The 23,962-nt window shown below is 57.8% G+C and carries 25 protein-coding genes; 19 read left to right on the top strand and 6 right to left on the bottom strand.

Features of this window, described 5'->3' with window-relative positions:
- Nucleotides 1–46: 46 nt before the first annotated feature.
- The 3 genes from ACR0KG_RS16275 to uvrC all read left to right on the top strand — a co-directional run bounded on the left by ACR0KG_RS16275 (nucleotide 47) and on the right by uvrC (nucleotide 3,963).
- Nucleotides 47–997, top strand: a complete 951-nt coding sequence (locus tag ACR0KG_RS16275; RefSeq protein WP_170535642.1) for a calcium/sodium antiporter — start codon at nucleotides 47–49, stop codon at nucleotides 995–997.
- A 21-nt stretch (nucleotides 998–1,018) separates the two neighbouring features.
- Nucleotides 1,019–1,798, top strand: a complete 780-nt coding sequence (locus ACR0KG_RS16280; RefSeq protein WP_480827867.1) for an SDR family oxidoreductase — start codon at nucleotides 1,019–1,021, stop codon at nucleotides 1,796–1,798.
- Between the two features lie 290 nt (nucleotides 1,799–2,088).
- A complete protein-coding gene (gene uvrC, locus ACR0KG_RS16285) occupies nucleotides 2,089–3,963 on the top strand; it encodes an excinuclease ABC subunit UvrC (protein WP_480827868.1) in 1,875 nt (624 codons plus the stop codon).
- Here the strand turns inward: uvrC and ACR0KG_RS16290 are convergent.
- Nucleotides 3,960–4,844: a DMT family transporter gene (locus tag ACR0KG_RS16290; RefSeq protein WP_480827869.1), complete on the bottom strand. Its 885-nt coding sequence runs from the start codon at nucleotides 4,842–4,844 to the stop codon at nucleotides 3,960–3,962. The genes uvrC and ACR0KG_RS16290 overlap by 4 nt on opposite strands.
- Before the next feature lie 169 nt (nucleotides 4,845–5,013).
- On the opposite strand from ACR0KG_RS16290, the gene pgsA reads away from it, so the two are divergent.
- The 4 genes from pgsA to ACR0KG_RS16310 all read left to right on the top strand — a co-directional run bounded on the left by pgsA (nucleotide 5,014) and on the right by ACR0KG_RS16310 (nucleotide 7,166).
- Nucleotides 5,014–5,682 carry a CDP-diacylglycerol--glycerol-3-phosphate 3-phosphatidyltransferase gene (gene pgsA, locus ACR0KG_RS16295; RefSeq protein ID WP_480827870.1) on the top strand — a complete coding sequence of 223 codons (669 nt, stop codon included), beginning with the start codon at nucleotides 5,014–5,016 and terminating at the stop codon, nucleotides 5,680–5,682.
- Between the two features lie 3 nt (nucleotides 5,683–5,685).
- Complete coding sequence (moaD, locus tag ACR0KG_RS16300; protein ID WP_480544441.1) at nucleotides 5,686–5,931, top strand: molybdopterin converting factor subunit 1; 246 nt, start codon at nucleotides 5,686–5,688, stop codon at nucleotides 5,929–5,931.
- A gap of 1 nt (nucleotide 5,932) precedes the next feature.
- Entirely contained in the window at nucleotides 5,933–6,376 is a 444-nt protein-coding gene (locus ACR0KG_RS16305; protein ID WP_480544440.1) for a molybdenum cofactor biosynthesis protein MoaE, read from the top strand.
- Between the two features lie 82 nt (nucleotides 6,377–6,458).
- On the top strand, nucleotides 6,459–7,166 hold the full coding sequence (locus ACR0KG_RS16310) for a hypothetical protein (protein WP_480827871.1): 708 nt from the start codon (nucleotides 6,459–6,461) through the stop codon (nucleotides 7,164–7,166).
- A gap of 39 nt (nucleotides 7,167–7,205) precedes the next feature.
- Here ACR0KG_RS16310 and ACR0KG_RS16315 read toward each other — a convergent pair whose 3' ends face one another.
- From ACR0KG_RS16315 to ubiA, 3 genes are all read right to left on the bottom strand, one after another.
- On the bottom strand, nucleotides 7,206–7,526 hold the full coding sequence (locus tag ACR0KG_RS16315) for a hypothetical protein (RefSeq protein WP_170446384.1): 321 nt from the start codon (nucleotides 7,524–7,526) through the stop codon (nucleotides 7,206–7,208).
- A 1-nt stretch (nucleotide 7,527) separates the two neighbouring features.
- Nucleotides 7,528–9,447 carry an OmpA family protein gene (locus ACR0KG_RS16320; RefSeq protein ID WP_480827872.1) on the bottom strand — a complete coding sequence of 640 codons (1,920 nt, stop codon included), beginning with the start codon at nucleotides 9,445–9,447 and terminating at the stop codon, nucleotides 7,528–7,530.
- 63 nt (nucleotides 9,448–9,510) lie between these two features.
- Nucleotides 9,511–10,473: a 4-hydroxybenzoate octaprenyltransferase gene (gene ubiA / locus ACR0KG_RS16325; protein ID WP_480548427.1), complete on the bottom strand. Its 963-nt coding sequence runs from the start codon at nucleotides 10,471–10,473 to the stop codon at nucleotides 9,511–9,513.
- Between the two features lie 12 nt (nucleotides 10,474–10,485).
- Between ubiA and ACR0KG_RS16330 the strand changes: the two genes are divergently transcribed.
- The 9 genes from ACR0KG_RS16330 (at nucleotide 10,486) to pheT (ending at nucleotide 20,371) form a co-directional block, all read left to right on the top strand.
- Nucleotides 10,486–11,211 (top strand): 16S rRNA (uracil(1498)-N(3))-methyltransferase, encoded by a 726-nt coding sequence (locus tag ACR0KG_RS16330; RefSeq protein ID WP_480544437.1) that lies wholly within the window; start codon nucleotides 10,486–10,488, stop codon nucleotides 11,209–11,211.
- The gene (locus ACR0KG_RS16335) at nucleotides 11,208–12,053 is read left to right on the top strand and encodes a GNAT family N-acetyltransferase (RefSeq protein WP_480827873.1); all 846 of its coding nucleotides are present in this window, start codon (nucleotides 11,208–11,210) and stop codon (nucleotides 12,051–12,053) included. The genes ACR0KG_RS16330 and ACR0KG_RS16335 overlap by 4 nt, the downstream gene beginning before the upstream one ends.
- Nucleotides 12,050–12,577 carry a hypothetical protein gene (locus ACR0KG_RS16340; RefSeq protein WP_170535662.1) on the top strand — a complete coding sequence of 176 codons (528 nt, stop codon included), beginning with the start codon at nucleotides 12,050–12,052 and terminating at the stop codon, nucleotides 12,575–12,577. Before ACR0KG_RS16335 ends, ACR0KG_RS16340 begins: the two co-directional genes overlap by 4 nt.
- Nucleotides 12,578–12,644: 67 nt before the next feature.
- The gene (locus ACR0KG_RS16345; RefSeq protein WP_480548430.1) at nucleotides 12,645–14,015 is read left to right on the top strand and encodes a glutamate--cysteine ligase; all 1,371 of its coding nucleotides are present in this window, start codon (nucleotides 12,645–12,647) and stop codon (nucleotides 14,013–14,015) included.
- Nucleotides 14,016–14,121: 106 nt separating this feature from the next.
- A complete protein-coding gene (locus ACR0KG_RS16350) occupies nucleotides 14,122–15,192 on the top strand; it encodes a Hint domain-containing protein (RefSeq protein WP_480827874.1) in 1,071 nt (356 codons plus the stop codon).
- An 85-nt stretch (nucleotides 15,193–15,277) separates the two neighbouring features.
- Nucleotides 15,278–16,351, top strand: a complete 1,074-nt coding sequence (pheS, locus tag ACR0KG_RS16355) for a phenylalanine--tRNA ligase subunit alpha (protein WP_480827875.1) — start codon at nucleotides 15,278–15,280, stop codon at nucleotides 16,349–16,351.
- Nucleotides 16,348–16,791 (top strand): hypothetical protein, encoded by a 444-nt coding sequence (locus ACR0KG_RS16360; RefSeq protein ID WP_480827876.1) that lies wholly within the window; start codon nucleotides 16,348–16,350, stop codon nucleotides 16,789–16,791. The genes pheS and ACR0KG_RS16360 overlap by 4 nt, the downstream gene beginning before the upstream one ends.
- 301 nt (nucleotides 16,792–17,092) lie before the next feature.
- Nucleotides 17,093–17,896 carry a CE1 family esterase gene (locus ACR0KG_RS16365; RefSeq protein WP_480827877.1) on the top strand — a complete coding sequence of 268 codons (804 nt, stop codon included), beginning with the start codon at nucleotides 17,093–17,095 and terminating at the stop codon, nucleotides 17,894–17,896.
- Nucleotides 17,897–17,974: 78 nt separating this feature from the next.
- Nucleotides 17,975–20,371: a phenylalanine--tRNA ligase subunit beta gene (gene pheT / locus ACR0KG_RS16370; RefSeq protein ID WP_480827878.1), complete on the top strand. Its 2,397-nt coding sequence runs from the start codon at nucleotides 17,975–17,977 to the stop codon at nucleotides 20,369–20,371.
- 45 nt (nucleotides 20,372–20,416) lie between these two features.
- On the opposite strand, the gene ACR0KG_RS16375 is transcribed toward pheT, so the two are convergent.
- On the bottom strand, nucleotides 20,417–21,301 hold the full coding sequence (locus tag ACR0KG_RS16375) for a LysR family transcriptional regulator (RefSeq protein ID WP_480548441.1): 885 nt from the start codon (nucleotides 21,299–21,301) through the stop codon (nucleotides 20,417–20,419).
- A 150-nt stretch (nucleotides 21,302–21,451) separates the two neighbouring features.
- Between ACR0KG_RS16375 and ACR0KG_RS16380 the strand changes: the two genes are divergently transcribed.
- On the top strand, nucleotides 21,452–22,021 hold the full coding sequence (locus ACR0KG_RS16380) for a class I SAM-dependent methyltransferase (RefSeq protein WP_480827879.1): 570 nt from the start codon (nucleotides 21,452–21,454) through the stop codon (nucleotides 22,019–22,021).
- A gap of 85 nt (nucleotides 22,022–22,106) precedes the next feature.
- Nucleotides 22,107–22,556 carry a YtoQ family protein gene (locus tag ACR0KG_RS16385; RefSeq protein ID WP_353013522.1) on the top strand — a complete coding sequence of 150 codons (450 nt, stop codon included), beginning with the start codon at nucleotides 22,107–22,109 and terminating at the stop codon, nucleotides 22,554–22,556.
- Nucleotides 22,557–22,619: 63 nt separating this feature from the next.
- Here ACR0KG_RS16385 and ACR0KG_RS16390 read toward each other — a convergent pair whose 3' ends face one another.
- The gene (locus ACR0KG_RS16390; protein ID WP_480827880.1) at nucleotides 22,620–23,318 is read right to left on the bottom strand and encodes a glutathione S-transferase family protein; all 699 of its coding nucleotides are present in this window, start codon (nucleotides 23,316–23,318) and stop codon (nucleotides 22,620–22,622) included.
- Between the two features lie 145 nt (nucleotides 23,319–23,463).
- Between ACR0KG_RS16390 and mscL the strand changes: the two genes are divergently transcribed.
- Complete coding sequence (gene mscL / locus ACR0KG_RS16395; RefSeq protein ID WP_480548445.1) at nucleotides 23,464–23,892, top strand: large conductance mechanosensitive channel protein MscL; 429 nt, start codon at nucleotides 23,464–23,466, stop codon at nucleotides 23,890–23,892.
- Nucleotides 23,893–23,962 lie beyond the last annotated feature (70 nt).

Below are 23,962 nucleotides of genomic sequence, written 5' to 3' on the forward strand. Positions count from 1 at the left end.
TCCAGATCGGCAAGGGGCCTTGTGCCTGTGAAAAAGGAGGCCGGACATGACGGCATGGCTGCTCTCCGGCCTGGGTTTGGTGATCCTGCTGTTGGCAGGCGATGCGCTGGTACGCGGAGCAGTGAACCTGAGCCTACGATTGGGGGTACCTGCCCTGATCGTCAGCCTGACCATCGTGGCCTTTGGCACCTCGGCGCCTGAATTGTTGATCGCCATCAGCGCGATTGACGAAGGTGCGCCTGGTCTTGCGCTGGGCAATGTCGTTGGGTCCAATACGGCCAACATCCTGTTGGTACTGGGTGTGCCCGCATTGCTAGCGACCCTGCACACAAGCGAATGCGACAGCCGCAAAAGCTATGTCTTTATGTTGCTGGCGAGTGTTCTGTTCATTGGCCTGGCCTTTTGTGGTGTCTTCAACCTGTTCAGCGGCGCAATCCTGTTGGCCGCACTTGGGCTGGTTCTGTGGAACGCGTTTCGAGATGCAAAAGCACATCGCAAAGCCTGCGCGGCTGATGATGAGTTGGATGGTCTGGAAGAGGCTGATCCAGACATGCCGTATTGGAAGATTTCGATCTACTTGATCCTGGGCCTGATCGGCCTGCCCATGGGCGCGCACCTTCTGGTGGACAACGCCACAATTATCGCACGTATGTATGGCATCAGCGAAACCGTGATCGGCCTCACGCTGGTCGCGATTGGGACGTCTCTGCCTGAACTGGCGACAACGGTTATGGCCGCGCTGAGGCGACAGGCGGACGTAGCGCTGGGCAACGTGATAGGGTCGAACATGTTCAACCTTCTGGCCATTGTCGGCATTGCCACCTGGTTCGGCAACATCCCCGTCGACCCGGAATTCCTGCGCTTTGACCTGTGGGTGATGCTGGGGGCATCGCTGCTGCTGATCCCGTTTGTGTTTTTCAAACAGGATATCTCTCGCATCTGGGGTCTGGTCTTGACGTTTCTTTATGCGCTTTATCTCACCGCATTGCTGATGTGATCTGACAAAGAGAGGTAGCCCATGTCCCGAGCCTTAGTAACCGGAGCCGGAATCCGTTTGGGGCGGGCAATGGCGCTGTATCTGGCCGGGCGCGGGTATGATGTGGCCGTTCATTTTGCGACCTCGGAACAGCCTGCGTCAGAGACGGTTGCACAGATCGAAGCCCTGGGCCGCAAGGCGGTCCCGCTGCAGGCTGATCTGTTGGATGAGGCTCAGGTCGCGGCCTTGCTTCTACGCGCGGCTGAGGCGCTGGGCGGGCCGATCACCTGTCTGGTGAACAATGCCTCTATCTTTGAATATGACAACATCCACACGGCCACGCGCCAAAGCTGGGACCGGCACATCGATAGCAACCTGCGGGCACCCTTCGTGCTGACGCAGGCCATGGCAGAACAGGGCCTGCAGCCCGAAACTGATGCGCAGGGTGAACCGGTGGCGACCGGGCTGATCGTCAACATGGTGGACATGCGGGTGCGCAAACTGACGCCGGAATTCATGACCTACACCATTGCCAAGATGGGGCTTTGGGCACTGACCCGAACGGCGGCGCAGGCGCTGACACCTGCGATCCGAGTCAACGCCATTGGGCCCGGCCCGACCATGCAAGGACATCGACAATCTGAGGAGCACTTTCAGGCCCAACGCGCGAACACGGTGCTGGAACGCGGTGCGAATCCCTCGGATATCACGGCGGCACTTGGCTATTTTCTCGATGCTCATGCGGTCACAGGGCAGCTTTTATGCGTTGATGGCGGGCAGCATCTGGGGTGGCAAACCCCCGATGTTCTGGGCGTAGAATAGGTAAATCCGCTGTAAGTTTTGCACCGCTCGCTTTCCTGTTACATGCGCGTTACAAAAATGTCTTTTTTTTCATGTACTTGCCGGCGCCTCAAAAAAATAGCATTATAAAACAAAGCATTAGGAGAGCGCCTAATTTTTGTGCAAATCGGCGAACTGGCAATGAAACAAGGAAGATTCCCAGATCAGGGAAACTTATCTGCATACTTATCCACAGAAACCGTGGATTTGTTTTCTCTTGAACTGTGGTCCACAAGATTGCAGCCAATGCCAGAGAATCATATCTCAGAGCTATGACCGGCCCAAGCGAATCGACCTCGGACACTCAGCCAACCGGCTACGCCTGCATTCAGCGCTATCTGAAGACGCTGGACAGTTCGCCTGGCGTCTACCGGATGTTGGATGCCGATAGTCGGGTTTTGTACGTGGGCAAAGCGCGAAACCTGAAGGCGCGGGTGTCGAACTATACGCGCCCGGGGCATTCCGGTCGGATCGAGAAGATGATTGCCGCGACCGCATCGATGATGTTCCTGACCACACGGACCGAGACCGAGGCGCTGCTGCTGGAACAAAACCTGATCAAGCAGCTTAAGCCTAAGTACAACGTGCTTCTGCGGGACGATAAGAGCTTTCCGAACATACTGGTCGCCAAAGATCATGCCTTTCCGCAGATCAAAAAGCATCGTGGGGCGAAGAAGGAAAAAGGCACGTATTTCGGGCCCTTCGCCAGTGCGGGGGCGGTGAACCGGACGCTGAACCAGTTGCAAAAGGCATTCCTGCTGCGCAATTGCTCGGATTCCATGTTCGACAGCCGGACGCGGCCCTGTCTGCTGTATCAGATCAAAAGGTGTTCGGGACCGTGTGTTGGCCTGATTTCCGAGGGCGACTACCGCGAAAGTGTCAAAGATGCGGAACGGTTCCTATCGGGGCGATCCACCAAGGTGCAGGAAGATCTGGCCGACCAAATGATGGCCGCGTCCGAAGCGATGGAGTTCGAACGCGCCGCAGGATTGCGTGATCGCATCCGGGCGTTGACGCAGGTGCAGACCAGCCAGGGCATCAATCCGCGCGGTGTGACCGAGGCGGACGTGATCGGCCTTTATATGGACAGCGGACAGGCTTGCGTGCAGGTGTTTTTCATCCGGGCCAACCAGAACTGGGGGAACAAGGATTTCTATCCCCGGGTTGGGGCCGATGTGTCTCCGGCTGAGGTGATGGAGGCCTTCCTAGGTCAATTCTACGACAACAAGGAACCGCCACGCCAGTTGATCCTGTCAGACGGGGTCGAGAATGCTGATCTGATGCAAGAGGCGCTGACTGAAAAGGCAGGTCGCAAGGTTGAAATCCTTGTGCCTCAACGCGGTGAAAAACAAGAGCTGGTCGCCGGTGCCCTGCGCAATGCGCGCGAGTCGCTGGCGCGCCGCATGTCGGAAAGTGCCACGCAAGCCAAGCTGCTGCGCGGTGTGGCCGAAGCGTTTGATCTGGATGCGCCTCCGGCACGAATTGAGGTTTACGACAACTCTCATATCCAGGGCACCAATGCGGTGGGTGGCATGATCGTGGCAGGGCCCGAAGGCTACATGAAAAACGCCTATCGCAAGTTCAACATTCGCGGCGATGACCTGACCCCGGGCGATGACTTTGGAATGATGAAAGAGGTTCTGACCCGTCGCTTTACCCGCCTGCAAAAGGAAGACCCCGACCGCGACAAAGGCATGTGGCCCGATCTGCTGCTGATCGATGGCGGGGCCGGGCAGGTGAGCGCAGTGCAAGAGATCATGGAACAGTATGGCGTTGAAGACATCCCGATGGTGGGTGTCGCCAAGGGCGTCGACCGGGACCACGGTAAGGAAGAATTCCACCGCATCGGTCAGCGCCCCTTTGCCCTGAAACGCAACGACCCTGTATTGTATTTTATTCAGCGCCTCAGGGATGAGGCTCACCGCTTTGCCATCGGCACCCATCGCGCGAAACGCGCCAAGGCGGTTGGGGCGACGCCTCTGGACGAAATCCCCGGCGTGGGTGCAGCGCGCAAACGTGCTTTGCTGACCCATTTCGGCAGCGCCAAGGCGGTCAGCCGCGCCAATCTGGCAGATCTGAAAGCGGTCGAGGGGATCTCAGCCGGGTTGGCGCAAAAAGTCTACGATTTCTTCCATGACAAGGGCTAGGCCCGCCGTCCGCGCCACAGGATGTAAAGCCCAGATGCCACGATCAGCGCGCTGCCGATCCACATTGTCTGATCCAGATGCTCGCCAAAGAAGATTGCGCCCAACGCAACCCCAAACAGCAGGCGGGAGTAACGGAAGGGCGTCACAGCCGACACTTCTCCGGTCCGCATGGCCTTCATCAGCGACGCGTAGGCAATGGTTCCGAGGATCACGGCGCCGGCCATATGCAGGCTTGTGTCGAGGGGTAGCGATACAATAGGTGCTTGTTCCCAAAAGCTATAGGCAAACCCCGCGATGATCACACAGGCGAAGCCATAAAACCCTAGCACTTCGGTGCCCAGACTGGCCGGTGCCGCACGGCTGGCCAGATCACGCCCCGCAAACCCCAACATCCCGAACACGGCAAGCAAAGATAGGACGCTGAAGCTGTCGCCTGTTGGTTGGATGATGATGACGACACCGATCAGACCCACAAGAATGGCACTCCACCGCCGCCAGCCAACGGTTTCGCCGAACAGCAGCGCGGCGCACGCGACAACCACCAGCGGTGTGGCTTGCAGGATGACTGTGGCCGAGGACAATGGGGTCAGCGTGAAGGCCAGAATGTAGAACAGACGCCCCAGAATCTCAAAAACCGCACGGATTTTCATTGCAGGCGATAAGACGTCGGGCTGCCACAGGCGTGTGCCGCGCGCCTTGGCGACGCTGGCAAAGATCAGCGATCCGCCCAGCCCGAACAGGACAAGTGTTTGCCAGATGGGCAAGGCCAAAGCGGTTGCTTTCAGCAGCGCATCCTCCAGCGCGAAACACGCCATTGCGCCGATCATCCAGGCGCTGCCAACCAAATTGGCGCGCGCGTCCGTTTCGATATGTGAGGTCATGGTCTGCCTTTGGCAAAATCATCCGCAATCTGACGTCATTCCGGCCCGGGGCCAAGGGCGAAAACGGCACATCTGGTCGGCTGTGCCACTTTGACCAAGCCTCTGGGATTGGTGCGGTTTTTTAACCCTTTGTCTTTTCTGTCCTGACCCGGCGATGTAGGGTCAGCCCATGAAGTGGAACTTGCCGAATATTCTGACCTTGCTGCGCTTGCTGGCAGCCCCCGGTCTGGCCGTAATGTTTCTGTATTTCACCCGCCCCTATGCGGATTGGTTTGCGCTGGTCCTGTTCCTGTCGGCAGCGATTACAGACTGGTTCGATGGCTATCTGGCGCGCGCGTGGAAACAGGAAACCAAGATCGGGGCGATGCTGGACCCGATTGCCGACAAAGCGATGGTGGTGATCGCGCTGATGATCCTTGTCGGCTATTCGACCGAGCATTGGACACCTTGGCTGGTTCTGCCCGCCACCGTGATCCTGTTCCGCGAGGTCTTCGTCTCGGGTCTGCGCGAGTATTTGGGCGATGTCGCTGGTACACTCAAGGTCACCAAACTGGCCAAGTGGAAGACAACCGCTCAAATGGTAGCGATTGCGATCCTGTTCTCGCAGGGTATTTTCGAGCACTATTTTGTGATGGCCACATTCGGGATGGATGCGATCACCATTGATCAGGTTTTGACCGGCCAAATAGAGGATGTGAACAACATAGGCTGGACGCTTGAGGGTATGTACTGGTCAGGCCAGATCGGCCTATGGCTGCTGTGGATCGCTGCGGCGCTGACATTGATCACCGGCTATGACTACCTACGTAAAGCCATGCCTCATCTGAAGGAGAGCTAACCGATGAACGTGCTGTATTTCGCCTGGGTGCGCGAGCGGATCGGTCTGCCGAAAGAGAAGGTCGAGACAGATGCAGCGACCGTGTCGGAACTGGTTGCAGAACTCAGCGCACGTGAAGACCGCTATGCTGCTGCATTTGCCGATATCTCGGCCCTGCGCGTGGCGCTGGATCAGGAACTATCGGATTTCGATGCGCCCTTGGATGGTGTGCGCGAAGTGGCGTTTTTTCCACCCATGACCGGCGGCTGACATGCGTATCGTCGTTCAGGAACAGCCGTTCGATCTGGGGGCCGAGGCTAATGCCTTTGCCGCCGGGGGCGACGCCAATGGCGCCATCGTGACCTTTACCGGCGTGGTGCGCGATCTGGTCTCGGGTGATCTGGACGTGATGGAGATCGAACACTATCCGGGCATGACCGAACGCGCCCTCACCAAGATCGCCGAAGAGGCGCAGATGCGATGGTCATTGGGGGATGTGCTGGTCATTCATCGCTATGGGCGGTTGTCCCCAGGGGACCGGATCATGATGGTGGCCACGGCCGCCCCGCATCGCAAGGATGCGTTCGAGGCGGCCGAGTACCTTATGGACTACCTCAAATCCCGCGCGCCGTTTTGGAAGAAAGAGATCACGCGCTCAGGCGCGGAATGGGTTGCCGCAAAGGATGAGGACGAAGACGCGCTGGGGCGTTGGTAGTAAATCATTAACCCTGCCTAAGCTACTCTGTGAGAACTACGAACCAGATTCCCGAAGACGCACTATAAGGAAAGTAACATCTGTGCAGCTCTCCGATCCGGAAAACCGACTTCTATTGGCATGTTTCGAAGCAAGTCGCGCATGGTTCCAAAGCGGGAAAAAACACGAAAGCGAAAAAGCGCATAGCGACAGAATTCGATACAACGTTAGAATTACCGAGCAGCAACTCAAACGTTTTTTGATAACTTGGAAAGTTGCTAGAAATGCAAACAAGAACAAAAGGCGGGAACTGTGTGAAGCGCTTACAAAAATTGCTGATCGATACCAAAATTTGTGCGCTATCAGCAGCCCTGGTTTTGTTCTGGACTTAGAAGATCTGAATAAGACGAGAACTGCCTACGGAAGGCCCGTCTCTCTGGTTTCTAAGTATCTCTTCTGCAGAATGCCAGAAGTGTTTTCGCCCTATGATCAGTATGCCCGCCGTGCGTTGATAGCACTCGGAGCAGAAATTGAAGTTGCAAACTACGTCCAATTCATGAGATCCTTCGAGCTGTTCCACGCCAAAGTTGCCCAGAGCCTGATTGAGCGCGGGTTGACAAGCGAATTTTTTGCCTTTGGGGGCGCAGAGCCCATGCATGAAAAAATGTTTTCCCGACGTGTTGCGGACAAGTATCTTATGTTGATTGGCGGTTACGGAGATCAAAAGTTCATTGAGTCAATTCAGACCAACCTAAATTCATTTTCTGGCGATGCACGACAAACATTTGAAGCGAGCACAACCTGCGAATGAAGGCTGACAGTTTCTGTTGGCATTGATCTTTGGTTGAACTCAATCCGCGTTGTTGATCCGTCCGCGCAACTCCTCAGCCTCCTGCCTTGCCGCGCGCAGCCCGTCCATGGCGGCGGCCAGCTCGGCCTCAGTCTGGGTTAGTTGGTTGGTCAGCTCCGCCTCGCGCTGTTGCAAGTAGGTGATCGCCTGATCGCGGGTTTCTTCGGCTTCGTGAAGTTCCTGGCTCATGCGGTCCAGATCGGCCACGTCGCTTTGACGGACGCGCGACAGGCGATGTGCCAGCCAGTTGGCGAACCAGCCCATGCAGAACGCCGCGAACAAGATGATGGCTGTGGCGATGATGAATTCGATTCTGTTCAACTTACTGGTCCTCTGCATCCGCCTCGGGTTCCGATGCGGTCGTGTCGGTCTGTTCTGCCGCGCCTGTCTCGGACTCAAGCGCTTCCAGCCCTGTCTCGGTGTTCTCGGTGGGCGCGGGGCGGATCAGACGAAACTCAATTCTGCGGTTTTCTTCGCGGCCCTCTTCGCTCTCATTGTCGGCTATGGGTTGCGTTTCACCATAGCCAACGGCTGTGTAGCTTGAGGTTGGAATCCGCCTTCCGCGCAACTCGTTTAATATGGATTGCGCGCGCGCCTGACTGAGTTGTTGGTTCATCTCTTCGCGGCCCTGACTGTCGGTATGACCCTGAATCTCCATCCGGATTGGACCACAGTCGCGCAGGATGTCGGCGATCTGATTAACTGTATTGCGCGAGTCGCTTGCAATCGTGGCAGAGCCGGGCTCGAACGCGATTTTGCTGGCGGACTGTATCTGGACGATCTGTTCTTCGCATTGCTCTGGGTCGGGCAGGGCATCCTCGGGCTCGGGCGGCTCCACGTAGGTGATCGACAGGCTAAATTCTTGCGCGTCGCCCAGTTTCTCGGACAACAGGCGAGCGATCCGGGCTTTTGCCTCCTGATCATGGCTGATGCCATGCAGGTCGACCGTCTCCGTCGTAACGGTCAGCGCGCCATTGTGAAGCTGAGACAGCGCCTCAAGCCCGGCCAAAACGCGCACGGGCCAGTCCCCTGGAAGTTCGGGGACAATACGGGTGGCGGTGTACACCTGTTCCGAACCGAAGGTTGCGCGGGCATAGCTGTCGACCATGTCGCGCAGTGTTTCATCGCTGACCCGACCGCGCAGTTGCACAAGGCCCTCGGGGCTGCGGGTAGCTGAGAATTCGGTGGGCTCATTTGCCCCCTCTGCCTCTGGTTTTGGCAGAACGGCGTGCAGGGCGAAGACCTCGGGCAGTGCGTTTTCCAACTCGCCCACCACACGATCAAACACGTTCGGATTTGTGCCCTGCGCGGCGATCAGGGTCATATCTGCGTCAGATATAGTCAATGATCCCTGGCCGATTTCCGCCAATACCTTGATTCCCAGCGAAGCCGCCTCGGGCCAGCGCGGCGTAGGGACGCCCAGGCCAATCGTACAGCTGAACGGGGCAGTCAAACCTGCGGACTGAGCCGCCGCCATGATCTGGTCGCGGGCATCCTCATCCTGGGCCGAGCAGGCATCGAATCGTCCGCCATCGTCGCCGATCAGATAGCGCAGCGTGAAGGGTGTGATCACCGGGCGCGGGGCCGAGATCGACAGGCCGATCCGCAAGCTGGGCGGGGCAGCGCGGGTCAGCGCCTGCTCCAGCCTTTCTTTCTGGGCCTGACTGTCGGCAATCGCCGTCACCCGAACCAGCCCTGGGCTGGCCGATATTTTGGCACGGGGGAGTCGTGAAAGCGCGCTGATGGCAAAGGTAATGGCATCGTCCCAGCCCTCGGGCTTGGGATAGTCCGCGGTCTCCATCAGATCCGACACTGCCACGGTCGGGTCCAGATCGTTTAACCTGTCGACAAGTTCCTCCCGATCCTCACTGGCCGGGATCAGGCCGATGATCGAGATACCGCTGTCGTTGCGCAGAATCTCAGTCGAAAAGCGGGGCGCGGCCAGAGCGGTGGTTAGGGTGACACCCATCTCGTCGATGACGCGCGAAGTATCGACCTCGGTGCCTGCGGCAGTCAGGGCGTTAAAGCGCTTGGCTTCATCCGGTGCAGTCCCGGTCAGAACAACGCGCAGCCCGTCGGATTGCACTTCGGCCCAATCGTGGCCGTTCAGGTCCAGCGCGCGGCGCACGGCAAATTCCGACGTTTCTTCGATCTTTGTGACGGCAAAACTGGCCGCCAACAGTGAGAGCCCCGCAGACACAGCAAAGATCAGGGAAACAGACAGAACATAGGGCAGACGCATGTGCGGGCTTTGAACTCCTCGGGCGTTTGGCGAACTCTTACAGACCCCGGCCAGAAGGTGCAATCAGAGCAACAGTGCAACGCAGAGGAAGATCAGCGGAATAAGGCCGGTGTCCCGGTTGGAATGGAACAATTGCAGCAGCTTGCTATTGTCTTCGATGTCCAGCCCGCGCAACTGCCACATCATGTGCCAGCCCATGGCCCAGGGGCCGCCAAGCGCAATGACCAACGCCATAATGGATGCATGGGGAACCATGGCGTCGACAATCGACAGCCCCATCAGGGCCACCGTGGCCACCAGAAAATATTTGAGCCAATTGGCGGTATCGGTGCCAAACAGGCGTGCGGTGGATTTGATACCGACAAGCTCGTCATCTTCCGCATCCTGATGCGCGTAGATGGTGTCATAAAACAACGTCCACGCAATCCCCGCCAGATAGAGCGTGATTGCGGGCCATCCCAAACTGCCCGTGTGGGCTGCCCAAGCCAGCAAAGCGCCCCAGTTGAAAGCAAGGCCCAGAAACACCTGAGGCCACCATGTGAACCGTTTGGCAAAGGGATAGATCGTCACGGGCAACAGCGACAGAACGCCCATCGCAATTGCCGCTTGGTTGAAGCTGAGCAGGATGCCCAGAGCCAGCACACATTGTAGGATCATCCAGATCACAGCTCGCCGAACGGTGACCTGCCCGGATGGCAGAGGGCGCGACCGCGTGCGTTCCACTTGCGCGTCGAACTCGCGATCTGTGATGTCATTCCAGGTGCAACCCGCACCGCGCATCAGGAAGGCACCCAGTGCACAACCGATGGCGATCCACAAATCTTCGAGCCTGGGTTGCCCGTCATGCAAAATTGCGAGCGCCAAACCCCACCAACAGGGAATCAGCAGCAGCCATGTGCCGATAGGTCGGTCCGCGCGGCTGAGGCGCAGATACGGGCGGGTGAAGTTCGGGGCATATGTGTCTACCCAGTTCCCGCTTACGGCATCAGCGACCTGACCATCTGGTGTTGGGGCATTGCCTTGCATATGTAAGGCCTCATGAGTGCGAAGATCAGACTGTATGTAGATCAGCCTTTGGGTCAGGGGCAATCCGTTGAATTGACGCGCGAGCAGGCCCATTACCTGTTCGGTGTCATGCGCCTGTCGGTGGGTGGGTCTGTGGCCCTGTTCAATGGCGAGGATGGCGAGTGGCTGGCCGAGGTGGCCGAGGCCGGAAAACGCGGCGGTGTTCTGAGCTGTGTGGAGCAGACCAAACCGCTGCAGTTGCCCCCTGATTTGTGGCTTCTTTTTGCACCGATCAAAAAGGCGCGCACGGATTTCATTGTGGAAAAAGCAACCGAGATGGGGGCTGCGCGGGTTCTGCCGGTGCAGACAGAATTCACCAATTCCGAACGTATTCGGCAAGATCGCCTGCAAGCCCATGCGGTTGAGGCTGCCGAGCAATGTGGCGGAACCTTCGTACCCGAGGTCGCCGAGTTGAAGCGGTTGGACCGGGTGCTGGACACATGGCCTGAGGGGCGGAACCTGATGTTTTGTGATGAGGCCGAGGCTGGCTCGGCCCTTCGATTGGCCGCCAATGAGAAAGGCCAGCCATGGGCTATTCTCATCGGTCCCGAGGGCGGGTTTTCTGACAAAGAGCGCGCGCGTTTGGCGGCATTGCCCTATGCGCATGTTGTCAGCCTCGGGCCCCGTATCCTGCGCGCCGATACAGCAGCGGTCGCCTCGCTGACCATGTGGCAACAGGCATTGGGGGATTGGTCATGATCCGGGAAGCCAACCCATCTGATGCCCCGGCGATTGAGGTGTTTCTGGCCGACTATCCCGATACATCCATGTTCCTGCGCAGTAATCTAGCAGCGCATGGCGTAGGGTTCACAGAATCTGAGCATTCGACTCGATTCTTTGTCTGGGGAAAAAACCAGATCGAAGGCGTGTTCGGCCTGACGAAAAAAGGGTATCTGATGGCGCAGCTGCCGGACAGTACGCCAGAGGCTGCGCAAGGTTTCGCAGACATGATCAAGGATCAGACGGTGTTGGGTATGACCGGCGTTGCCCCGCAGGTTCAGGCTATTCTGAAAGCGCTGGGCATTGGGGAGGCAGCGTATCGCCTGCACCATGATGAGCCGCTTTATCGCCTTGATCTACAGAAGCTCCCGACAGCTCCGATGCCATATCGCGCCCCTACCGACGCGGACCGCCCGATCCTGCTAAATTGGTTTGCAGACTACTTCGAGGACACTGGTCAGGCCAGCGGTCAAGAAGCGCGCGATATGGCTGACGGTCGCGCCACGATGGATGTCCAATCCGGCCGCGTCATCGTTTTGCTGGATGAGGGCTCCCCGGTGGCCATGGCAGCGATCAATGCGGCGGTTGCGGGTCATATTCAGGTCGGCGGAGTTTTCGTGCCACGTGAGAACAGAAACCGGGGGCTTGGCCGCAAGGTCACTACCGCGCTTTTGCAACAGGCAAAGGACCAGGGTGCAGACACCGCCATTCTATTTGCCAACAATCCACCTGCTGCACGGGCTTACGAGGCGCTCGGGTACCAGCAGGTTGGCTGGTATCGCATCGCGCTTTTACAAAACCCACAAAAGGTGCTGTCATGAGCTTTATCCGACCCGAAGCAAAGCTGGCCCTATGGCGCTGGCGCGAAGTGCTGATCGCTGTGTTTGTTCTGATCCTCGGCCTCAGTTGGATCAACGGACCGGGTGGTTTGCTGGGATGGCTTGGATGGGTGCTGGTTGTGGTCGCCAGTGCCTTGGCTGTGATCGGGGTTCAACGTGCCCGGTTTCGTACGGGATCGGGCGGGCAGGGCATTGTGACGGTGGACGAGGGCCAGATTACCTATTTCGGACCGCTGGACGGTGGCATGGTTGCCACGCGTGAGATTGAACGGCTGGCGCTTGATCCCACCTCGGCCCCGGCGCATTGGGTTTTGGACCAACCAGGGCAGCCGGCGCTTCACATTCCTGTGAATGCGGAAGGGGCCGAGGCGCTGTTCGATGTTTTCTCGGCCCTGCCGGGGTTGAAAACCGAGCAAATGCTGACGGAATTGAACGGCCGCTCGGCGCATCCGGTGGTGATTTGGGAGCGCACGCCCTCACGTCCCGCGCATCTTCGGTTGCATTGACACTGGCGCCAATTGCGCCCACGACTGACCGTCAAGACAGACACATCAGGATCGGAGCACAGGTCTCATGTCTATCCCTCAGTCCGGCGGCGGTCCCATCGAACGCCACGAACAACTGGCCGAATATCTGGAATCGGGTTGCAAGCCCAAGGAAGATTGGCGCATCGGGACCGAGCACGAGAAGTTCGGCTATTGCAAAGACACCCTTAAGCCGCTGCCGTTTGAAGGCAAACGCTCGATCGTGGCGGTGTTGGAGGGGCTGCGGGATCGCCATGGCTGGGGCGAGGTACGTGAAGGCGGCAAGCTGATCGGTTTGGAAAAAGACGGGGCCAATGTCAGCCTGGAACCCGGCGGTGCGCTGGAACTATCAGGCGCTCCGCTCGAGACGATCCACGAGACCTGCGATGAGGTGAATACTCACCTGCGTGAGGTGAAGGACATCGCCGACGAGATCGGTGTGGGTTTCATTGGTCTGGGCGCGGCTCCGATCTGGACCCATGAGGAGATGCCGTTGATGCCCAAGGGGCGCTATCGGCTGATGAACGATTACATGGAAGAAGTCGGCACCATGGGACGAGCCATGATGCGCCGCACCTGTACGGTTCAGGTCAATATCGATTTTGGCTCCGAGGCCGACATGGTTCAGAAGCTGCGCGTCGCGCTGGCCCTGCAGCCGGTGGCGACGGCGCTGTTCGCCAATTCGCCGTTCTTCGAAGGCAAACCCAATGGCCAGAAAAGCTGGCGCAGCCATATCTGGCGGCATCTGGATGATGCGCGTACCGGTATGTTGCCCTTTGTGTTCGAAGATGGGTTCGGTTTTGAACGCTATGTGCAATACGCGCTGGATGTGCCGATGTATTTTGTCTACCGCAACGGCGAATACATCAACGCCTTGGGGCAATCCTTCCGGGATTTCCTGAAAGGCGAATTGCCCGCTTTGCCCGGTGAAACACCAACCTTGTCGGATTGGGCCGATCATCTGACCACCGCCTTCCCAGAAGCGCGGATCAAGAAATTCATGGAAATGCGCGGGGCCGATGGTGGCCCGTGGCGCAGGCTGTGTGCATTGCCTGCGTTCTGGGTTGGCCTGACCTACGACCAAGGCGCGCTGGATGCCGCCTGGGATCTGGTCAAGCGCTGGGATGCTGAAACGCGCGAGGAATTGCGGGTGCAAGCCGCCGTCAAAGGCCTGCAAGCGCAAGTTGGCGACATCAAGATGCACGATCTGGCGCGCGAGGTTGTGGCGATCTCAGAAGCCGGGCTCAAATCCCGCGCCCGTCCGGGTGCCGGGGGTCTTGTGCCAGATGAGACGCATTTCCTGAATGCGCTGAAGGAAAGCATCGAAACCGGCAAGGTGCCTGCTGATGAGTTGCTGGAACACTACAATGGTGACTGGAACGGCGATCTGACGCGGATTTATCCCGAATACAGCTACTGAATAGGCCATTTTCCGGTTAACATTCGGTTTGCCAGTGTCTTCCTCTCGGATTGAATACGGTCTGGGATGACGGATATTGTCGCGTGTCTGTATCGGAGGGTGATGTTTGGCCCGTATCAGCGAACTCCACTATTCCAACGCCTATGCCGCAAGCTCGGGCGTCAGCGAATTTTTGGAAGTGTCGATTGGTGCCTCCGAAGACCCGGCCAATTTCACTGTGTCCTTTTATCAGGCCAATGGTCAGGTCGGGATTGAAATCCCGCTCACCAGTGTTCCAACGGCGCAAGTGACCGTCGACACCGACAACAATGAGGTTGTCTATGTAATCTCAGCGGATGACTTCCCGATCCTGCTCACTGATCCAAACGGTGGCGGCTCGACAAACTACGAAGCGTACGCCCTAACCAACACAGCCACAGGAGAGGTGATCGACTTTTACGATATTGGTGGCGGCACGACGAATATCGTTGCTCAGAATGGGCTTGCAGCGGGGGAAACCTCGGTCAATCTGCCCGTGCTGGTCGGCCCGAACCAAACCACGACATCGCTGCAGTTCAATCGACCAGACACCAATACGCTGGTGTATGCTCCCGTAAGCCCCGGGGACAGCGGCGCCGCCTGCTTCACCGCCGGGACGATGGTGGATACATCGGATGGGGCGCGACGGATCGAAACGCTGCAACCGGGCGACTCTGTCAGCACGTTGGACAATGGCCTGCAACCGGTGCGTTGGGTTGGCCAGCGTACCGTGCCCGGGCGTGGTCGGTTCGCGCCGATCCAGATTTGCGCAGGCACGCTGGGGGCAAAAACTGATGTGCTGGTCTCGCCGCAGCACCGCATTTTGATATCCGGCTGGCAGGCAGAACTGATGTTCGGTGAAGCCGAGATACTGGTGCCCGCCATATCGCTGGTCAACGGAACCACCGTGATCCAGGCGCCGAGCGACAGCGTCACCTATGTTCACCTGCTGTTTGATCACCACCAATTGCTCAGGACCGCGGGTCTTGTCTCGGAAAGCTTTTTCCCTGGTCGCCAGGGTCTGGCTGGGCTGGCACCGGAAACGGCCGAAGAACTGTTTGCCTTGTTCCCGGAACTACGGCGCTCACCTGCATCTTACGGCAAGGTTACCCGACCTGTTTGGCAAGGCAAAGCCGTGGCATTGTTGCGCTCGGTCTGATTGCGCCACGCGCCCCCTCTTGCTTTCGCGGGCTGCTGTGATAGCAGGTCTTCAACAGCAATCAGGGCCAAGTTCGGGAAGCGTCATGGACGATCTAAAGACAAAATATCTGGGTCAGATCGCCGAGGCGGGCGACGAAAACGCGCTTGAGGCGATCCGTGTCGCTGCCGTGGGTAAAAAGGGCGAGGTCGCGTTGAAGATGCGCGAGCTGGGCAAGATGACACCCGAGGAACGTCAGGTCGCAGGCCCGGCGCTCAATGCCCTGAAGGATGAGATCAACTCGGCGCTTGCCGCCAAAAAGGCTGCGCTGGCAGATGCGGCACTGGACGAGCGTCTGCGCACCGAATGGCTGGATGTCACCCTACCGACCCGCGCGCGCCGTCAGGGCTCGATCCACCCGGTCAGCCAGGCGACTGAGGAATTGACCGCGATCTTTGCCGAACTGGGTTTCTCTGTCGCCGAAGGGCCGCGGATCGAGGATGACTGGTACAACTTTGATGCGCTGAACATCCCCGGCCACCACCCCGCGCGGGCCGAGATGGATACGTTCTATATGCACCGCGCTGAGGGCGATAACCGCCCGCCGCACGTGCTGCGCACCCATACTTCGCCCGTTCAGATCCGCTCGATGGAGAAACAGGGCGCGCCGATCCGCGTGATCTGCCCGGGCGGTGTGTACCGCGCTGATTATGACCAGACCCACACGCCGATGTTCCATCAAGTCGAGGGGCTGGCCATCGACAAGGACATCTCGATGGCGAACCTGAAATGGGTTCTGGAAGAGTTCGTGAAAGCCTTCTTCGAGGTCGACGACGTCGAACTGCGCTTCCGCGCCTCACACTTCCCCTTTACCGAGCCATCGGCCGAGGTCGATATCCGTTGTTCGTGGGAAGGCGGCCAGTTAAAGATCGGTGAGGGCGACGACTGGATGGAAATCCTTGGTTCCGGCATGGTCCACCCCAAGGTGATCGCCGCCGGCGGGATCGACCCCGAGGTCTATCAGGGCTTTGCCTTTGGCATCGGTATCGACCGTCTGGCGATGCTGAAATACGGCATCCCGGATTTGCGGGCGTTTTTTGACAGTGATCTGCGCTGGTTGCGGCACTATGGGTTTGCTGCGCTGGATATGCCGAACCTGCATGGTGGTTTGTCGCGTTGACTTGGGAAGCTGCACTCATTGGGTTTTCGGGCTTATGTTTGAGTGCAGCTAGTTTCCTTTTTGGGAAAATTTTCTCACAGTCCGAGAATATCTTAGAGCGTAAACGAACGGCCTATCGGGACTTTCTAAAGTTCTGCCCAAGCCCGAACGAAGCTCATCTACCCGACCAAGTTTCGCCAATCGAGATGCAGCGCGAGATAGGCATTCTCACGCTTTATGCTTCGGCAGATGCGTTGAAATTTGCGGGAGAGTATTTTCGGACATTTGCTGATGCTCAGGAAGAATTGGTTGCCGTCGAAATCGCAGGGCACCCAACTTTCATCAAGGTAATGACAGCTTACAATCGAATGGTTTGGGAAATGCGAGCCGATGCGATGACTTGGTCTGTGTTTTGCACCAAACCGAAAGGGTCGGAAATACAAACCCAGCATGAACCCTGAAGACTTTGAGAAGTAGGCTATCCGTATTTGAACGGCGCGGAGTAAAGGCCGATAGGCCGCCGCGCCATCGGTCGTTCATTGTGGCGCCATTGGTTCGAGCCCAATGGACGACACCGTCCGCACGGGCTGGCGATTTGTCTCCGCCAGCACAACGCTTGAACAGCGCGCGGATTTGGCCAGTATAAACTGCCCAATACAAGCCGAGGATCGCCATCCCGCGGTCTGGCGACAGCGCGGCTTGTTACATTGCCCCACGGGCTTGTGACGTGACTCGGCGCTCAGGCTGGGTAGGGTCAGGTCCATGATCTATCGACTGCTTTTCCTTCTGATGACCGCTTCACCCGCCTTTGCCATGGGGCCCTGGAACACGGAATGCCACGGCGATACCGCCTGTCAGGTGGGCGACCGTTCGTACCACGTGCTGGAGCCTGACGGCTGGGATGGCGAGACACCTCTGCCGGTGCTTCTGCATTTCCACGGTTGGGCGCGGCAGGGGACCGTGGTGGTGAACCACGAACGCATTGCCGGGGCGACCAAGCTACGGGGCGTGCTGCTGGTCGCCCCCAACGGGTTGGGCAAAACCTGGAACTTCTGGTCGGCGGATACACGGGACGTGCCCTTTGCCGACCGGGTGCTGGAGGATGTGGCCAAACACTATCCGATTGACCGCGACCGCATCTATGTCTCGGGCTATTCCTATGGCGGCGCGATGGCGTGGCGCTATGTGTGCCAGTCGGGCGATGACATCGCCGCCTTGCTGGCCGTGGCCGGTTCAATTCAGCAGACCGAAACCTGCCCAGAGGCCCCGGTCGAGGCGCGCCATGTGCATGGCCTGCGCGATAAAGTGATGGATTTTCCCTATGGCGCAAACGGCGACACGACCTATCCGGTGGCCCTGTGGCGCGCGGCTTATGATTGCCATGATGCAACCCCGCGCGGGGATTGGAGTGTCGAGCCGTTCCTGACGCTTAGCCGCATGGAATGGACCGATTGCGCGCAGGGGCAGGTGGTGCTGGACACCCATCCCGGCGGGCATTTCATCCCCCACGGTTGGATCGGGCGGCAATTGGACGAGCTTTTGGGACGCACCCCGACCTATCCATGACGCGCAGCGCTTGCACCCCGGCCCATTCTTTGCCATTGCCTGTGCCAAACGGATGTTTGCCCAAGAAGGCCGCTTGCAATGAAATTCACTCTGTCTTGGTTGAAAGACCACCTCGATACGGATGCGTCGGTTGATGAGATCGCCGAGGCGCTGACCGATCTTGGCCTTGAGGTCGAAGAGATCGTGAACCCGGCGGACCGGTTGAAGGGCTTTACGCTGGGCCATGTGAAACATGCCGAAAAACACCCTGACGCCGACAAGCTGCGCGTTTGCAAGGTCGACACCGACGAAGGCGAGCTGCAGATCATCTGTGGCGCCCCTAACGCGCGCGAAGGCATCACTGTCGTGGTCTGCAAACCGGGCATGTATATCCCCGGTCTGGATATCACCATCAGTGTTGGCAAGATCCGCGGTGTCGAAAGCTTTGGCATGATGGCCTCGGAACGCGAGCTGGAGCTGTCGGATGAACATGACGGTATCATCGAGCTGCCCTCGGGCGAGGTTGGTGATCAGTTCGTTGACTGGCTGGCCGAGAATGCCCCGTCAAAGATCGACCCGATGATCGAGATTGCGATCACCCCGAACCGTCCCGATGCGCTGGGCGTTGCGGGCATTGCGCGTGATCTGGCAGCGCGCGGTCTGGGGACTTTGAAGATACGCGACTACGTTCCGGTGCCCGGTGATTTTGAAAGCCCGATCAAGGTGACCATTGATGAGGACACGCTGGACGGTGCGCCGCATTTCACGGGACGACTGATCAAAGGTGTGAGGAACGGCCCAAGCCCGCAATGGCTGCAGGATCAACTGAAGGCGATTGGCCTGCGTCCGATCTCGGCCCTGGTGGATATCACCAACTACATGACCTTCGACCACAACCGCCCGCTGCATGTGTTCGATGCGGACAAGGTACAGGGAAACCTGCGCGTCCATCGCGCCAAGGGTGGCGAGACACTGGTCGCGCTGGATGAGAAGGAATACACGCTGCACCCCGGCATGATGGTAATCTCGGACGACAACGGCCCCGAATCGATTGCTGGTATCATGGGCGGGGAAGAGACTGGCTGTACCGAAGACACAGTGAATGTCTTTCTTGAAAGCGCTTTCTGGGATCACGTGCAGATCGCCCTTACGGGTCGTGCGCTCAAGATTAACTCGGATGCACGGTATCGGTTCGAACGCGGCGTTGATCCGGAATACACGTTGGAAGGGCTGGAACATGCGACCCAGATGATCCTAGATATCTGTGGTGGTGAAGCGTCCAAGGTGGTTGAGGCTGGCAAAGCGCCGAACCATGCGCGTGCCTACAAGCTGGATTCGGAACGTGTGAAGTCTCTGGTTGGCATGGATATTCCTGAAAGCGATCAGCGCCAGACCCTGACGCGCCTGGGCTTCCGCCTCGAAGGTGAAATGGCCCATGTGCCCAGCTGGCGCCCTGATGTCATGGGTGAGGCTGACCTGGTGGAGGAGGTCGCACGGATTGCTTCGCTGACCAAGTTGCAGGGCAAACCATTGCCACGCGTGACCGATGGCATCCCGAAGCCGGTGATGACCCCGACACAGCGCCGCCAATCGATGGCGCGGCGCACCTGCGCTGCACTGGGTTACAATGAATGTGTTACCTACACTTTCATTGATCAGGATGCAGCGGCTTTGTTCGGAGGCGGGGATGCGTCGACCCAGCTTGAGAACCCCATCTCGTCCGAGATGAGCCACATGCGCCCGGATCTACTGCCCGGATTGCTTCAGGCCGCGGCCCGCAATCAGGCGCGCGGCTATACGGATGTGGCCCTGTTTGAGGTTGGTCCGGTGTTCCATGACGGCGAGCCAGGGGAACAGCAAACGCAGATCACCGGCCTTCTGGTTGGCCGTTCGGGTCCAAAGGACGTACATGGCGCGTCCCGACCGGTTGATCTATTTGATGTCAAAGCGGATGCTGAGGCTGTTCTGGCAGCCATCGGCGCGCCTGCTAAGGTTCAGATCCTGCGTGATGGGGATGCCTGGTGGCATCCGGGCCGTCACGGCAAGATTTGCCTGGGTCCGAAAAAGGTGCTGGGCGTGTTTGGTGAATTGCATCCACGCATCCTGCAGTCGATGGATATCAAGGGCCCGGCGATGGCCTTTACCATTTGGCCGGATCAGGTGCCTCTGCCCCGTAAATCCGGCGCGACCCGCGCGGCTTTGGAGCTGCGTGATTTGCAGGCGGTCGAGCGTGACTTTGCCTTTGTCGTCGATGAAGGTGTCGAGGCGCTGACGCTGGTCAACGCCGCTGCGGGAGCCGACAAAGCGTTGATCGAGGATGTGCGCGTCTTTGATGAATTTATCGGGGGCAGCCTGGGTGAAGGCAAGAAATCCCTGGCCATCACCGTGCGCCTGCAACCAACCGATGCGACGCTTAAAGAAAAAGATATCGAGGCGGTGGCCGAGAAGATCATCGCCAAGGTTTCCAAAGCGACGGGCGGTGTCCTACGCGGGTAGTCGCAGCAATATACACTTTGCAGAGCGCGCCTTTTGGCGCGCTTTTCAGTTTGAGAAGAACTTGGTCAGCACATCAAAGACCAACCGGATGCGCCGACTGGTGTGCAGCTCGCGATGCGCGACCAACCAGATTGGAAATTCAAAGGGGTCCATATCTGGCAGAACCCGCTCCATCTCCGTAGCCGCATCCCCAACATTCTGCGACATGGGGGCGATGCCGAAGCCATGTTTGGCATATTCCCAAGCAACAACGCCATTTTGTGAACCGAGCCTGAAATTATCTTCCGTCAGGTGAATGCCAAGTGGCGCCAGATAAGCGATCATCTGATGGGCGTCGCCGAAGCTAATGAAGTCGTGGTTGGGCAAATCGCTTTTGGATTCAGGGTGCCCCATGCGGTTCAAATACGCGGAAGACGCATAAAAGTGGCCGGGCGCTTGCTGCACCAGTTTGGCGATAAGATCTGGTTGTTCAGGTCGCACATGGCGGATTGCGATATCGGCTTCGCGCCGCATCAGGTCGCTCACATCGTTCGAAGCGATCACTTCTATGCGCAGACGTGGAGCTTGTGCCTGAACCTCGCGTAGCAAATCCGGCAGAATGTGCGCTGACATGACATCGCTCGCGGTGATCCGAACACGCCCCTCGATCGATTGCGCTTGACCAGATGCCGTCAAGGCGATCCGATTGGCAGCTTCGCCCATGGCGCGCGTGTGTTCCAGAATCTCCAAACCAGCCTGCGTGATTTCTAACGCGCGGCCCACGCGCTCGAACAGCAAAACGCCCAAATCGGCCTCAAGCGCAGCGATCTGGCGGCTAAGGGTTGGTTGACTCTGTCCCAGTTGCCGCGCCGCTGCTGAAAGCGATCCAGTATCTGCGGTCGCCAGAAAGGCGCGCATGTGGTTCCAATCAAATTCATCGATGCTGGCCATACAAATATGTATAAGTGTTCTGCGATCTTCCGCAATTCCTATTCAATATCCGCATGAGTAGATAGGTCGCAAAGGAGATTTACCATGAAGACTGGTGCATAGTTTTGGGATGGCATTGCGGCGAAATACGCGCGTAGCCCAATCCGTGACATGGAGTCGTATGAATACACTCTGGGACGGACCCGGTCCTATCTGACCCAACAGCACAACGTTCTTGAGCTTGGCTGCGGAACCGGCTCAACCGCGCTGCTGCTTGCATCGTCAGTCGCGCATATCACGGCCAGCGATTTCTCTGACGCGATGCTGGATATTGGCCGGGATAAGGCGAAAAAAGAAGGGGTCGACAATATCTCGTTCACGCCTATCGACATCACCTTGCCAGACGATGAACAGTCCTTTGATGTCATTCTTGGCTTCAACGTGTTTCATCTTGTGCCGGATATTGAAAAGGCCTTTGCGGACATCTATGAACGTCTGCCCTCGGGCGGGTTGTTCATATCCAAAACACCTTGCCTTACCGAGGGAAGTTTGGGTTTTAAATTCGGACTGATGAAACTCATGCTGCCTGTGATGCAGCTGTTTGGCAAAGCGCCCTATGTGAACCTGTTCGACGTAAAAACGCTTGAAGCTGCGATCACAGATGCTGGCTTTGAAATTGTCGAAAGCGGGAACTATCCGGCAAAGCCCCCGTCTCGGTATCTGGTGGCGCAAAAGAAATAGCAATCCTGGGCGGTTTCTTCGGCTTACGCATTGGGCTTTGCGTGATTGCCGCTTAAGTAGGGTCCAAACTGTTTTGGAGGAAACCATGGGCCTGAACGTCTATCTATCTGGGGAAATTCACACCGATTGGCGCGAACAAATCATCGATGGTGCACAGGGGCTGGATGTTTCATTCAACAGCCCGGTCACCGATCATGCCGCCAGTGACGATTGCGGCGTTGCCATTCTGGGTGCTGAGCCGAACAAGTATTGGCATGACCATAAGGGTGCGATGGTCAACGCGATCCGCACACGTAAGGGTATCGCTGACGCCGATGTAGTGGTTGTGCGATTTGGCGACAAATACAAACAGTGGAATGCAGCGTTTGACGCCGGATACGCAGCTGCATTGGGCAAATCGTTGATCGTGCTGCACGGGCCGGATCATCAGCACGCGCTGAAAGAGGTCGACGCCGCCGCACTTGCTGTAGCTGAGGAACCCGCTCAGGTGGTCGAAGTTCTGCGCTATGTGCTGACCGGTAAGCTGCCTGGCTAAGAAGATGGGCTTGTGACCGGTTCTTGGCCGCAAGCCCGATATCGGCAACGGGTACGGTGGGCCCTAGTCTCGCGCGGGTGTCACCAAGCCTTTTTGAACCGCAGGCCGTTCAAGGAAACGATCCAGATAGGCCACGACATTGGCGTGATCGTCCCAGTCGACCAAATCCTTCGCTTCGTAAAAGTCCAATCCGCGCAGCCAGGGGGCGATGGCCATGTCAGCGATCGAGTAGTCTCCGGCAACCCAATCCTGACCTTCAAGCTGCGTGTTCAGGACGTTCAGCAGGCGTTTGGCCTCGGCCACATAGCGTTCACGGGGACGGGGGTCTTCGATCTCGCGGCCTGCGAACTTGTGGAAAAAACCAAGCTGGCCAAACATCGGCCCAATGCCACCCATCTGAAACATCAGCCATTGGGTAATATGGTGTTTGTCGGATGCACTCTGCCCGATGAACTTGCCGGTCTTTTCGGCCAGATACAGCAGGATCGCGCCGCTTTCGAACAGGCCGATAGGTTCACCATCCGGACCGTTGGGATCAATGATCGCCGGAATCTTGTTGTTGGGGTTCAGTGACAGAAACTCGGGGCTTTTGACGTCGGCATCGGCCAGTGTGATCTTATGTGCCTCATAAGGAAGACCGGTTTCTTCCAACATGATCGATGCTTTGACCCCATTAGGGGTTGGGAAGGAATAGAGCTGAATGACCGATGGATCTTTGGCGGGCCATTTTTGGGTCACGGCGAAGGGGGCTAAAGCGGACATGGGCTCTCCTGAATGATCTGATTGGGGAAAAATAGGCATGCTTTCCCATAAAAAAATATGTTTTAGGGTGCAATTAGCGCACAATTAATCTGCGCCTATGCGCGAACAGAGGCGAAAAACGCTAACAACAGGAAAGAGGGAACACATGATCCAGGAATTCAAAACATTCATTGCCAAGGGCAATGTCATGGACATGGCTGTGGGTATCATTATCGGTGCTGCATTCACCGCAATCGTGACATCATTGGTCGGGGACCTGATCAATCCACTGATTGGTCTGTTCACAGGCGGGATTGATTTTACCAATAACTATGCCGTGCTTGCAGGTGACGTTGCCGAAGGGGCGAGCCTGGAGGCCGCGCGTGAAACAGGCGCTTCGGTGTTTGCCTATGGTGCGTTCATCATGGCGGTCATAAACTTTCTGATCATCGCATGGGTTGTCTTCATGCTGGTACGGTCCGTGAACCGCGTTAAGGATGCAGCCGCTAAAGAAGAGGAAGCAGCCGAAGAAGCCCCCGCTGGCCCAAGCGAGCTGGATATCCTCATGGAAATCCGGGACGCCTTGAAGAAGTAAATCCGGAAGTTGGCAAGCAAACGGGGCTCCGCATCGTTGTTGGTGCCCCTTCTAATTTGATCGAGAAGGA

The sequence above is a fragment of the Ruegeria sp. H4 genome (assembly GCF_056533065.1).